We start from the raw sequence: 12,241 nt of genomic DNA, 5'->3' as shown, positions 1-12,241 counted from the left end.
GCTTTTGCGGGAGGGTGGGCCGTCCGTCTTACTGTGCAAACCTTGAGGCCGCGAACAGACAACACCCCTCAGCATCAATCCACTAAAGCCGGCGGGAGTGAGTGCTGGCTTTAGAATTGAGCTTTCCGGCGGTTTTACATTTTGCCGCACAAAACATGGCATAATGTAGTTAGGTGAATTGTGATGAATGCTGCGAATGTTCAGATTGGCAATTGGCTGGGGCTACAACCGCCGTCTTCGGAAACAGAGATCCTTCGGATTGTAGAAGGCCGATTGGCGACATCTGTCATCAAGAGGCTTGCTTCGCTTGGGCTTAAGCAGACTGAAATCGATGAGACTGTCATTCCTTCACGAACACTGCAACATCGACGCTCCCGGCGCGAAAAACTTACAATGGTCGAGTCTGATCGAGTATTGCGTCTCATCCGCATCGTCTCATCCGCCGAGGCAGTGTACGGAAGTCGGGAGCGCGCACTCGCTTGGTTGCGTCGACCGAATGCACGCCTCGGTGACCGTGCACCCTTATCGCTTCTACAGACCGACACCGGGAGTCGAATTGTAGAAGAACTTCTGGTGCAGATCGACGAGGGTATGTTCCTCTGATGATTCTCTGGCGTATTAGCCGTCATCTTGATCTCAGTGGAATCGGCGGTCTCAAAGCGGACGGACGCTGGCACAACCCAGGTCAACCTATCGTATATCTTGCCGAGAGCCCATCAGCGGCTCTTTTGGAAGTTTGCGTCCATACTTCTGCCAACGATATCCCGCCTGACTTCACGCTACTCAAGATCGAGGGGCCCACCTTGGAGATCATCGCCATCGTGGAGAGTGATCTTCCAGTGAGTTGGCAAAATAATTTGGAGACCACCCGTAACCTGGGAACACAGTGGCTGCGCAGCAATGCGGCCGTACTGCTGCGGGTTCCAAGTGCAATCGTGCCTCAGACATCAAACTTTCTCTTCAACCCGCTGCATGCAGCCGCTGCCCATTTTAGGATTGTGGACACTCTGACGTACCCATTCGATACCCGCATCAAGCGGTGATCGAATGGCCGTCCAGCGGCTGCGTCTTGCAACCTCCGATTGAAATTGGATTGCCCGATGTTTTGTACCAGTGAGGAGTTAGTGTAGCGCAGCGACCTCTGAGTTTAGATCGATGCAGGGTATGGCAGCTAGGGTCGAACATCCAGCTTACGGACACATACAATGCACGGCTACAACCACTAAGCACGACCGCCGAGCAATTGAGCACCACAAATACGCTGTTTAGCAGGACCTACAACTTTCACGCGGGGACAGGAGATAACGGGAACCTCTATGGGGTCCAGGATGGCTTGGATGGCTTGAGCTTAAATCGCCCGAATGGTAGCGTGAACTACGGTTACGATACTTTGAATCGACTCATGTCGGCTGGAACAACAGGTACGGATTGCACGATGATGTCCGGCGGTACGCATGACTGGGCAAGCAACTATTCGGTTGATGCATGGGGAAACCTAACGGCGAAGACTTCGATATTGTGTCAGGGAGAGGCGATGTCGGCGTCGACCACCAACAATCGAAACCAACTGTCGTCTGCGAGTTACGATGCGGCTGGGGACGTCATTCAGGAGAACGGGGTTGGGTATACCTACGATGCGGAAGGGCGCTTGATTAATGGGAGCGGTACTGCATATACCTATGATGGCATGGGTGAGCGCGTGGTTAAGGGTGGGAGCAAACTCTATTGGAAGGGAGTGGGTTCAACCGCGTTGACGGAGACCAACCAACAGGGGGCGAGCCTGAGTAGATACATTTTCTTCAACGGGCAACGGATTGCAAGAGAGGACGCCAACCCTGGATGCGGCTCTGGATTTACGCCGCCGAGATACTATGTGACCGATAATGTCGGATCGACGGCGTTGGTAACGGATTCGATAGGCGATGTGCTGAACGAATCGCTCTTCTTTCCCTATGGGGTCGAGCGGATCATCTCGCAAAATGACACCGGTAACAACTATAAGTTCAGCGGCAAGGAGCGCGACCCCGAGACTGGGTTGGATGACTTCGGCGCGCGCTATTATGAAAGCGCACTGGGACGGTTTATGACGCCGGATTGGGATGCTAAGCCGATCACAGTGCCATATGCCAAGTTCGGTGATCCGCAGACATTGAACCTGTACAGCTATGTCGAAAACGGACCCGTCAATAGAGTGGATGCCGATGGGCACGATGGTGCTCAGGCTAGTATTAGCGCGCCTCAGGAGCCAGTCGGGCACTGTGGCTCAGCCGGAGGTGATGCCAATTGCCTGCCGATACTCGCGAGTCAGCTGATGCATGGCGGCTATGGCTTGCTGACTTTCCTTGCAAATGTTGAAGCCGAGTCGCAACAGGCCGCCGCCAGTACCGGAAATAATGTAGCTCCGCCACCCCCTCCTCCGGCGTCCGCAACGGCCCAACAACAGAACTCCACGCAGAGAAGTAAATCGGCCGCTGAAGCTCACGCGAAGGGAAACATGCAGAAGTATGGAGGAAGTCAGCCAGCCGACAAAGGTCTTAATGTGAGCCCAGTTGCAGGTAGCTGTGGCGGCAGCAACCATACTTGTCAGTACTCTCTATCTGGCGCTGGATCAGAAGGTCTTTATGTGTATGAACACCAGACCTCAGGTGTCCTTGGAGGACAGCAAGTAGGCGATTCAGATTATGTGACTCCAGGGCACGGATACAAGGCAAATACTGGCATCTTCTATGACGACATAGGAGGTTCCAGCCTCGACACGTATAGGTTCTTTACAGTCTCAAAGAGTCCGACGTATAACCCAGCCGATCAGATGCTGCAGCGATGATCGCATTGGCGTTTGGGTGTGAAGGTAGGCAGTTCTAGCAAGAGTGAGGTGCTCGAAGCGGTGAAGCCCTTCAGTCGCTTCGAGGACTCCGATCCACAACGGAATGAGCGTGGGGTAATGAGCGTGGGGTTTCGTACACCTTCCGAAATAGGGTCATGGCCTTCCTGCATCTGGCTCCTCCGAAGTTCGTATCCCCCGGACTCGACTACTCTCACGACTGAGCACGCAACGAAGCTCTCGCCTGAACAACGCGTAAGTATCAAGAATGCTATGAGATGCAATACGCTGTGCAAGCAGAGTTTTTCACATCGTTGTGCAGTGTGGGCTCAATTCTGGACTGACCATAAGAAGATAGCACTTGCACAAGGGTGGCGTTGCGCGAACCTGCGCGTATGAATGCGTGCAGTATTACACGTAGATATACGCGCGGTTTGAGTTCCAGATTTGCCTATACAAAAATGTATTCACACCTGCCGGTCACTGCACTTCCGAGATGATCCCGAAGCGGATAGCTGCTAGCAGCATCACAAAGCGGAATGCATCGAAGAACGACCGCTCATACGCCTTATCGCCGCGGCGGGGACGGCACGAAGTGATCGCCAGCCATTCTCCCGGCGCGGCGCGTACTGCTCTTCTTCCGTACCAATTGACGATTTTGCAGCTTGAGCGAGAACGCAGTCCCCATTGGGAATACCATTCGACCCTGGGAAATTTACGGGCCGTTTCATCCGCACCTTCAAACAGAAGGGGGCGGGAACAGGAGCAGTTATGCCATCCTCGGATGCATTCCCGTTCGCGCTGCCGCCCTCGGCCACCGACGATGCCAATGGTATCCGCTTTTGGCAGCGAAGAGAAGATCAAGAAAGGACATTCAATGTGAGTCTTTACAAGAGAGGTGGGGTCTGGTGGATGGAGTTTGTCGTGCGCGGCATCCGCGTACGCGAATCCACATTTACCGCAAACAAAAACCTCGCCATCAAAGCCGAACGCGCTCGCAGGCGCAGTATCGAAGAATCTGTCAACGGAATCACCGCCATCGAACGCCCCAAGAGGTTTTCGATCGCCTCCGCAGAGTGGATTGCTGCAAATGAGGCGCGCTGGTCAAAGTCATATCTCACGATTCATCACACAAGCCTGAACCACCTTGATCTCGTTTTCAAAACCAGGCTGTTGGGTGAAATCACGCACAGCGCCATCAGCAAGTACCAGAGCAAAAGGAAAAGAGAAGGGGCATCAAACCGCACGATCAACATAGAGATCGCGACGCTCCACTTGATTCTGAAACGGAACAAGCTCTGGAGCACGATCGAAGACGACGTGCACATGCTTCCCGAGAATGAAGAGATCGGTCGGGCTCTTGAACCGAAGGAAGCATACCAGCTGCTCGAAGCATGCTTTCGGAGCAACCAGCCCAGCCTTTATCCGGCCATTGTGATCTATTGCAACACCGGTCTCCGCAGTGCCGAACTTCGCCGCGCGCGCTGGAAGCAGGTGAATTTTGTGCAGGAAGAGTTTCAGGTAGGCAAGTCGAAAACGGAGGGAGACAAGGGGCGAATCATCCCGCTCAATAAGACTGCGATGGAGGCATTCACCGCATGGAAGGCTCGCTGGCCAAAGGCGAAGCCGGTGGACTACATCTTCCCCAGCGAAAAGCTTGCATTCAAAGGGAGGGGGGTCTGCAAAGCAAGGTGTGATGACTCCCCTCAAACTCGATCTCAGCAAGCCGCTAGGGTCGTGGAAGAGAGCGTGGAACACGGCCAAGAGGCGGGCCGGTGCTGAATGCCGTCTGCACGATCTCCGGCATCACTTCCTCACGAACCTGTCCGAGACCCAGACCTCGGATTCGACCATTCTTGCGATTGCCGGTCATTTGAGCCGGAAAATGCTGGAGAGGTACAGCCACATTCGTTCGAAGGCAAAGCGAGCTGCGGTCGAAGCTATGGAAACAATCAGCCACGTCGCCTAATCAACCCAGCGTTACCCTTGAGTGGGCACAAGGGTAACCACAAATTCCCACACAATCAGAGTGCAGGCGTCTTGAGCAAAGCTATAAGTCATTGATTTGAATGGTCGGGGCGGAGGGATTCGAAGGCTCCTGCACCAGTGATCGCTATGCCGTTTTCTTTGTGAGATTTAGCTGCAAAAGCACTCAATTTGAAGGGTTTGCCAGAATTCTTCGGCATACCCTTCAGTTCCGAATTTTCTCACCAATGGACAAATTTTTGCAAGATTTTCGTATCACTTCGTATCACCTAATTGCATCAAAAATTGTGCAACCGAGTCCCAAGGTCGGGGGCTGAGGGAGCCTACCACTCCACTCTGGAGAAGAGGACTGAATGCCTTAAGCGGATCATCCGCCGGGGAGCTTTCAACGTCATTCATTTTGAAGGCGACCTTCTAGCAGGCCTAATTTTTCGCCCACTCAACGGGGAAGCGGACTACAAGGCGTTGATGTTTTTCCCGTTGGGTAACGATGTGCTGGAAGCCTCAAAGTCGAAGCCATCCGATCAACGCAATCACATAGGGCCGGATTTATGATTCGATGAGTGACTCGGCGATCATGCACACAGTTCAGATGCGTCACTTCCGTGAACGGCGCTTCCCGGAAGTGACCCAACGAGAAGTCAGAGCAACGGTTGTTGATTGCGGGTATTTCCCTCAGTAAAAGTGGCCAGGGTCTAGGTCGTGCTCGACGCACATCTTCCAGAGTTTTTTGTATCCATCTTCCCCTATCCGTTGTTTAGCCCGTTCCGGATCGGGACCGAGGAGTTGAGCGACTTGGAGCAGCAGATCTTCTTTTGAATAAGTTCTTCCCGCCAACCAGAGTGGGTAGTCTTCATCCTTCGTGTGAATGAGAAATTTGAAAATGGACGTCGCTGGCCCTTCAGTGCTTTGCAAATTCACTTCTCCAAGCCCTACCAAGAAGCGACGGGCAGGGTCCTCATAGGAAGGAATTACTCCGCGTACGCGTGCGCCGTCAGACATCGCCTCGACCAATTTTGAAAGTACCCGTTCCATCGGGTCCATCTGCGTCAAGGCGAAGATGCCGCTAAGTCCGGCATGTCGACTTTCTACTTCTTCCTTTGAGACGTTGCGCCATATGGGCAGTATCTTTTTCTTTTTTTCGATATGTTGGCGTACTAGGATATCCATCTCATAGGTCGTCCAGCCTTTCGCGAGATAGGCTGGGCTGAGGATCAGAACCCCTGTACGTGCCTTCTGGATGCCTCCCTCTACAGAATCTAGGAGCTTATCTCCTACGCCGAGCGAGATCGGTGCGAACCATACGGACAAACCATTCGCTTTGAGACCATAGGCGATGTCCGACGCAAAGTCATTGTCTTCGAACGCATACGAGATGAAAGCGTCATGCATCGTCGTTCCTCCAAGGCGGGCAGCTACGGCCGCTATCCCAGTTTATGGGAGTGAACGAATAAATGATTCTTGCGTGCGATTTCTGGGAGATCAGTCTTCACAAGTCGGCTTATTTATCGGCGGCAACGTCAGACTTCAACTGTTGACTTTGGGGCAGTCCGATCATCGAAAAGAGGTACTCAGGCCACGCCCACGTGTCAGAGCCGATATCGAACATTTTTAGGCTCGTATCACTAGGACGCAGGGAGCCTACCACTCCACTTCAGAAAGAAGAGGATTGAACGTCTTATTGCAGATGGCGTCTGCAATATCGGACCAGATGTCTCACCATAGCCCTGACGTCGGATCTTCGGTGAAATGGTGCAATACGATTGCAGGTTGAATATCGGAAGGCTCACCGCGCCAGAAGGGGAACCGATTTCATGTGAGCTGTTATCTGACGGCGGGTCTTCTGATCCAGCGGGAACTCTTTCTGAAGTGTAGGCCAGAGTGCCATGATTCTCTCTATGGTCTCGCGGGCGGTTTCGAGCACGAGCTTACTTGGAACCTGTGCTTTTTGTGCAAACCGTTCCAGCAATTCCCAATCCAATCGGCTGATGGTCTTCTCTTTGGCGATAGACAAGGCCAGGCGATCATCTGCGATGTAGCGCACGGTAGACACGAAATCGTAGGCCGGGGCGAGTTGTGGCGTGTGGCCGTCGGGGTAGATGAGGGACCAGTTCTGCAAGTGCATGTCATTGTTTCCGATGACTGCATTGAAGATGAGCCTTCGGACGAACTCGGTGAACTGTGTCTCATCCGTCAGACGCCATAGATCGGCGGCCATATTGGTATAGCTGTAGTTCTTATATTTGGCTTCGGCAAACTGCTCATATATCTGGTTGAAATCCTCGATATGGATGCGCTTTCCCTTCGCGCCGCGATCAAATCGCCTAATGTAATAGGCATTCCCCTTCAACTGTCGCCATTGTTCTGGAACGCCATCAATCCGGTCCATAGGGAGCAGGCCCACCTCGGGCACCTGTATGCCTACTTCGCGCGCGAACTGCATCATGGAGTATTCGTTTTCGGGCAGGTTTGGATATGTCGCAGACGGCAGTTTTACGATCCAGTGTTTGCCCTGCCTAGAAGCAGGGATAGAGAGTTGCCGGTTCGGATTGCCGACCGCCGAGAGCTTCAACTGGACACCGGCGAGTGAAAATCGCAGGACATCCTTGCCGACCTTCGTGCGAGCTTCGGTGGGAGTGCCCTGAGCCGGCGGAAGTGCGCGGCCTTCGATGTCTTGAACGGTGACTGCCCCCGGCAGGTCATTGCCGAGAAGCCATAGCAGAAAAAACTCTCTTTGCGCGTTCACATCGCCATGCTCGGCAATATATTGCCGCAGCTGTCCTTCCGGCAGAAGATTGGAAAAAAACGGAGGCAGACGGAGCGTCACTGGCCGAACGTCGGTTCGGAGTTCCCGGAATGCGTCATAAAAACTCAAGCTCAGAACAGGCCGGTTCTCATCGGCGATATAGGCCGCATCGAAAACAAAAAGATTCTGATCGTTGGGCAGATTCGTAATCGTGCCAACAACGGTCCCCGAGAGACGTACTTCTAGGACGGAAGGCCGACTGGCGCTAGTAGCTTTCTTCGTCGGCATCTTCCGGCACTCCTCCTACTAGAGAGGGGCTGCTTTTGGCAGGCACTTTTGAATGGCCTCCATCGGCTGCATGTTCGATCAGTGCTCGCACTGCTGGCACAAGACGCTTGGGAATGAGCATAGGTTCGAGGTCTAAAACGCGCGCCATCTCCTGTAAAGTGGACACGCGGAGGTCGCCGCCGCGTTCGATTCTGGAAACGGAGCTTTGCGGTTGGCCGATACGCTTCCCCAGGTCACCCTGGGTAAAGTTCCTAGCCTCACGAGCCCGCCGGATTTGATCCTGAATATATGCCATACGATATGTCCACAAGAAACATATCATAAAACATATACGACCCATAAATCTCGAGACTGCACAAATCGATACCACTCTTATTGGCTACCTGGAAATCGACCAAAATCACGCCACTCTAACCACTTTAATTGGCACGATTCTTTACTAATGGCGCGATTTGTGCTTTAATTGGCGCGATAGTTGAATTCGCGCCAATTAGGCGAGAGGCGAATATGGCGAACCGCCGTGGTGATGAGATCGCAGAGAACCTCGCGGCTGTCGTGGACTTCATACGGCAAAGCGCAGATGGCGCACAGAGTGGTCAAATTGCCGACGCTCTGAAGGAGATTCCTCAGCGAACTCTACAGCGTTGGCTGAAACGCCTCGTGGAGGAAGGAAAGCTAACTCAGGACGGCAAAGGGAGGGCTGCGCGATACCGGCTTCCGAAGGTACTAGAGGAACCAGAAGCCGCCCCCGGCCGGCAAGTGCAGCCGGAACAGGCAAAGTCGGATGAGGCGGTCGTGCCTCTTTCCGCCGGAAGTGAAAAAAACCGTGAGTATCTACGACAACCCTCCTCTGCCAGAAAGGCGGTTGGGTACAACCGTCAGTTTCTCGACGGCTACAGACCCAACACAAGTTTTTATCTCACGCCCAAAGAACGGGAACATCTGGCGGAAGTAGGCAAAACGACGACCGAGGTCGAAGCCGCTGGGACGTATGCCAAACAGATTCTTAACCGCCTGCTCATCGACCTGTCGTGGAATTCCAGCCGACTCGAAGGCAATACCTATTCCTTGCTCGATACTCGGCGTCTGATTGAATTCGGCGAAGAGACGCAGGGGCAGAACAGACTAGAAGCCCAGATGATTCTCAATCACAAGGATGCCATCGCATTTCTTGTGAGTGCGGCCGATGAGATAGGTTTTAACCGCTATACGATTCTGAACCTCCATGGAATTTTGGCGCAGAATCTCTTGCCGGACGAGGCAGCTTCTGGACGTCTACGTCGCATTGCGGTCGGCATTGAAAAGTCCGTCTTTCATCCTCTCGAAGTCCCGCAGTTGATCGAGGAGTGCTTCAATCAGGTGCTAGCAACTGCGCAAGCGATTCGTGATCCGTTCGAACAATCCTTCTTCGCCATGGTGCAACTGCCGTACCTTCAACCCTTCGACGACGTGAATAAACGCGTATCCCGCCTGGCTGCGAATATTCCCTTCATCAAGGAGAATCTATCGCCATTGTCGTTCACTGACGTTCCGCGCTCGACCTACACGGAAGCCATTCTGGGAGTCTATGAGTTGAACAAAGTAGACCTGCTCAAAGATGTCTTCATCTGGACCTACGAGCGCTCAGCCGAGCGCTACGCAGCGGTGCGGCAATCCTTGGGCGATCCCGATCCATTCAGGCAGAGGTATCGGGAGGCACTGCGTCAACTGGTGGGCGATGTGGTGCGGCGACATATGGACAGGAAAGAGGCAGCTTCCTATATCGCGCAGTGGGTGCAGGACAATATTTCCGCGGATGAGCGAGGCAGATTCAGGGAAACGGCCGAGTCTGATCTCCTCAATCTGCATGAGGGAAATTTTGCTCGCCTTCAGGTTCGCCCCAGTGAGTTCGCGGTGTGGCAGACCGCGTGGGAACACAAGGAATTGGTCTTCACGGCCCCCGAAGAACGATACGACTTCAATCGGGATGCAGTCGTGTTCTGGGGGCAGGATCGAACAGATCGCATACGGTGCGTCATCAGCGAAGAAGCGCTACATGATCATTTTCACGGCGACGGCAAAAATCAGATCCGAGTTTTTCGAGAAAACCGTGAGGCCATTGAGAATCTCGCACGGCAAAAATATCTTTCCGGTCGCATCGAAACAGACGGAACCGTCCTGATACGCACAGCAGATATTCCCTATTAAGAAGACGTACGCTCTGATAAGGATGATCAAGCGAGATGTCATCGTGCTTAATGACATCTCGCTGACTCTCTTGGGGCAGCCTGCGCTTTACCTGACTTTTGAGTGGGGTATCTGAATAAATTCCAAAATTGTAAATTTGGAGCCTCTGCTGGAAGATGCGGTTCTCAAACCCGCCCCTTTCCCTCTAGTCTCCAAAACTACGTTTCTGGTATTCGCCGGGGTTGGATCCGACGACTCGCTTGAATGCTTTGCTGAACGCGGCGTCGGACTCATAGCCGACTGATCGGGCAACGTCGATGAGCTTCTTATCGCGCTGTTGAAGAAACTGCATCGCCTTCTGCATGCGCCATTCGGTTACGTATTCCAGCGGTGTTTGTCTGAGCAGTTCTTTAAAACGTGCTGCGAATGCGGAACGGGACATGCCTGCTGCTGTGGCCATGGATTCGACCGTCCAAGGGGTATTCACATTGTTGTGAACGGCATTCAGAGCGGTGCCGATTTGAGGATCGAAGATGGCACGAAGCCATCCGTTATTGTGTTCCGGCTGGGATGCAATAAGCGCGCGGAGTGCCTGGATAAAGAGGACCTCGGCGAGTCGCGTTGCCACAACTTCCGATCCGGGCGCCTGTTCCGCCATTTCTAACGCTAGCGCCTGCATGGTGGTGTGGAGTGCAAGCGTGTGGGCCACATCGGCCTTGATAAGCATGAAGCTCGGCAATAGCTGGGTGATGGGCTTGAGGCTGGCGCGATCGAAGCTCAGGGAGCCACAAACGATAGTTGTGGGTGCGCCGCCTGCTCCGTAGTGAGCGACGTTACTGCCATCCCTGGACGCGACTTCGCTGAAACTCTTCATAGGACGTGTTTGCAAGCTGTCGCGTAAGACAAAGGACGTTCCCCGGGCCAGAAAAAAGCAATCGCCACCGGTGAGGGGAATTGGCTCTGGAGTTCCTTCCACACTGAGCCAGCAGCTGCCGCGCGAGAGCATGGCGAAGTGCGCCAGGTCTGTGGGACCACTCTTTCTATCGGAGGGCGTGGCTTCTTCGGCCCGCTTTCCTTGAATTAAACCCCATGGGGCTGTTGCCTCCAGCCTGTGCTGACCGAAAGCGGTGACGTGCATCGTTTTGAAGATGTCGGTTATTGGATCCAATACAGCCTCCCAGTTTGGACGAATGGACAAAACATTAGGACTTACGAGCAGTTCTCGTCCACCACGAAAGAACTCTACTCTCCTGTACGGAATGCTACACACATCTAACCGCAGGAGTAAGTATGGGAAAGCTTGAGGGTAAGGTCGCAGTCGTCACGGGAGGATCGAGCGGCTTGGCGCTGGCGAGCGCCAAGCGTTTTGTTGAAGAAGGTGCCTACGTTTTCATCACGGGGCGGAGGCAAGCGGTGCTTGATGAGGCCGTCAAGGAGATTGGCCGGAACGTGACCGGCGTGCAAGGGGACGCAGCCAATCTCGATGATCTCGACCGTCTGTTCGATACGGTCAAGCGCGAAAAGGGCAAGATCGACGTCCTGTATGCGAGCGCTGGCTGGGGCGAGGCCGCACCGTTGGGCGAGATTACCGAGCAGCACTTCGATACGATCTTCGACCTGAATGTGCGTGGAACGCTGTTTACGGTTCAGAAAGCGTTGCCGCTGTTCAACGATGGCGGATCGATCTTCATGACTGGGTCCGTCGCATCGCTCAAAGGTTTTCCTAGTTACAGCGTGTATGCGGCGAGCAAGGCGACGCTGCACGCATTCGCGCGCGGGTGGCTCAACGAACTGAAGGGCAGAAATATCCGGGTGAACGTCCTGCATCCAGGGCCGATTGCCACGCCGATGCAGGACCAGGTTCTCACCAAGGAGGCGAAGCAGATGTTCGAATCCCTGATCCCGCGGGGAACGATGGGGCGACCTGAGGAGATCGCGACGGTCGCACTGTTTCTTGCTTCAGACGATTCGAGCTTCGTGAACGGTATGGAGTTGAATGTCGACGGCGGCTTCTCGGCCATCTGATATCAGTGGATCTCAGTGAGTGCATAACGAATGCACTCATCGAGATCCGATTGGTATCGACATATCGGCCAGTATCTAGCCATCCAGCCGGTTAGGCCAGCAACTGTCGATTTCAGAGTAATGCACTCATGGAGAGCTATGCAGGGTAGTGGATAACTTCCCAGAACGATGTTTCCCGTTACTAATTCCTATTCGGCTGAGAGAACCGG

10 protein-coding genes are annotated in these 12,241 nt (G+C 53.7%); 6 read left to right on the top strand and 4 right to left on the bottom strand.

Annotated elements, in window-relative coordinates; genetic code table 11:
- The first annotated feature begins 183 nt into the window (after positions 1 to 183).
- The 4 genes from GOB94_RS14370 to GOB94_RS14355 all read left to right on the top strand — a co-directional run bounded on the left by GOB94_RS14370 (position 184) and on the right by GOB94_RS14355 (position 4,603).
- Positions 184 to 603 carry an antitoxin Xre/MbcA/ParS toxin-binding domain-containing protein gene (locus tag GOB94_RS14370; protein ID WP_182276561.1) on the top strand — a complete coding sequence of 140 codons (420 nt, stop codon included), beginning with the start codon at positions 184 to 186 and terminating at the stop codon, positions 601 to 603.
- Positions 603 to 1,043 carry an RES family NAD+ phosphorylase gene (locus GOB94_RS14365; protein ID WP_220464938.1) on the top strand — a complete coding sequence of 147 codons (441 nt, stop codon included), beginning with the start codon at positions 603 to 605 and terminating at the stop codon, positions 1,041 to 1,043. The genes GOB94_RS14370 and GOB94_RS14365 overlap by 1 nt, the downstream gene beginning before the upstream one ends.
- Positions 1,044 to 1,534: 491 nt before the next feature.
- The gene (locus GOB94_RS14360; RefSeq protein ID WP_220464937.1) at positions 1,535 to 2,824 is read left to right on the top strand and encodes an RHS repeat-associated core domain-containing protein; all 1,290 of its coding nucleotides are present in this window, start codon (positions 1,535 to 1,537) and stop codon (positions 2,822 to 2,824) included.
- Between the two features lie 768 nt (positions 2,825 to 3,592).
- A complete protein-coding gene (locus GOB94_RS14355) occupies positions 3,593 to 4,603 on the top strand; it encodes a tyrosine-type recombinase/integrase (protein WP_182276559.1) in 1,011 nt (336 codons plus the stop codon).
- Between the two features lie 879 nt (positions 4,604 to 5,482).
- Here the strand turns inward: GOB94_RS14355 and GOB94_RS14345 are convergent.
- The 3 genes from GOB94_RS14345 to GOB94_RS14335 all read right to left on the bottom strand — a co-directional run bounded on the left by GOB94_RS14345 (position 5,483) and on the right by GOB94_RS14335 (position 8,136).
- Positions 5,483 to 6,199 (bottom strand): toll/interleukin-1 receptor domain-containing protein, encoded by a 717-nt coding sequence (locus GOB94_RS14345; RefSeq protein ID WP_182276557.1) that lies wholly within the window; start codon positions 6,197 to 6,199, stop codon positions 5,483 to 5,485.
- A gap of 394 nt (positions 6,200 to 6,593) precedes the next feature.
- Positions 6,594 to 7,841, bottom strand: a complete 1,248-nt coding sequence (locus GOB94_RS14340; RefSeq protein WP_182276556.1) for a type II toxin-antitoxin system HipA family toxin — start codon at positions 7,839 to 7,841, stop codon at positions 6,594 to 6,596.
- The gene (locus GOB94_RS14335) at positions 7,819 to 8,136 is read right to left on the bottom strand and encodes a helix-turn-helix transcriptional regulator (RefSeq protein WP_182276555.1); all 318 of its coding nucleotides are present in this window, start codon (positions 8,134 to 8,136) and stop codon (positions 7,819 to 7,821) included. Before GOB94_RS14335 ends, GOB94_RS14340 begins: the two co-directional genes overlap by 23 nt.
- Positions 8,137 to 8,348: 212 nt before the next feature.
- Between GOB94_RS14335 and GOB94_RS14330 the strand changes: the two genes are divergently transcribed.
- Positions 8,349 to 10,028: a DUF1488 family protein gene (locus GOB94_RS14330; protein ID WP_182276554.1), complete on the top strand. Its 1,680-nt coding sequence runs from the start codon at positions 8,349 to 8,351 to the stop codon at positions 10,026 to 10,028.
- Between the two features lie 184 nt (positions 10,029 to 10,212).
- Here the strand turns inward: GOB94_RS14330 and GOB94_RS14325 are convergent, their stop codons facing one another.
- Positions 10,213 to 11,175 (bottom strand): AraC family transcriptional regulator, encoded by a 963-nt coding sequence (locus GOB94_RS14325; protein ID WP_182276553.1) that lies wholly within the window; start codon positions 11,173 to 11,175, stop codon positions 10,213 to 10,215.
- Between the two features lie 122 nt (positions 11,176 to 11,297).
- Here GOB94_RS14325 and GOB94_RS14320 point away from each other — a divergent pair, with 122 nt between their 5' ends.
- Positions 11,298 to 12,032 (top strand): SDR family oxidoreductase, encoded by a 735-nt coding sequence (locus GOB94_RS14320; RefSeq protein ID WP_182276552.1) that lies wholly within the window; start codon positions 11,298 to 11,300, stop codon positions 12,030 to 12,032.
- The last annotated feature ends 209 nt before the right edge of the window (positions 12,033 to 12,241 follow it).

Origin of the sequence: Granulicella sp. 5B5 (genome assembly GCF_014083945.1) — a bacterium.
GTDB lineage: Bacteria > Acidobacteriota > Terriglobia > Terriglobales > Acidobacteriaceae > Granulicella.
Note: the sequence above shows the minus strand (reverse complement) of the source record. Positions and strands in the feature narration are given on the sequence as shown.

Coding starts and splice junctions, on each gene's coding strand:
- GOB94_RS14355 (WP_182276559.1), top strand. CDS start 3,593: ATGCCATCCTCGGATGCATTCCCGTTCGCGCTGCCGCCCTCGGCCACC.
- GOB94_RS14335 (WP_182276555.1), bottom strand. CDS start 8,136: ATGGCATATATTCAGGATCAAATCCGGCGGGCTCGTGAGGCTAGGAAC.
- GOB94_RS14345 (WP_182276557.1), bottom strand. CDS start 6,199: ATGCATGACGCTTTCATCTCGTATGCGTTCGAAGACAATGACTTTGCG.
- GOB94_RS14330 (WP_182276554.1), top strand. CDS start 8,349: ATGGCGAACCGCCGTGGTGATGAGATCGCAGAGAACCTCGCGGCTGTC.
- GOB94_RS14360 (WP_220464937.1), top strand. CDS start 1,535: ATGTCGGCGTCGACCACCAACAATCGAAACCAACTGTCGTCTGCGAGT.
- GOB94_RS14370 (WP_182276561.1), top strand. CDS start 184: ATGAATGCTGCGAATGTTCAGATTGGCAATTGGCTGGGGCTACAACCG.
- GOB94_RS14340 (WP_182276556.1), bottom strand. CDS start 7,841: ATGCCGACGAAGAAAGCTACTAGCGCCAGTCGGCCTTCCGTCCTAGAA.
- GOB94_RS14365 (WP_220464938.1), top strand. CDS start 603: ATGATTCTCTGGCGTATTAGCCGTCATCTTGATCTCAGTGGAATCGGC.
- GOB94_RS14320 (WP_182276552.1), top strand. CDS start 11,298: ATGGGAAAGCTTGAGGGTAAGGTCGCAGTCGTCACGGGAGGATCGAGC.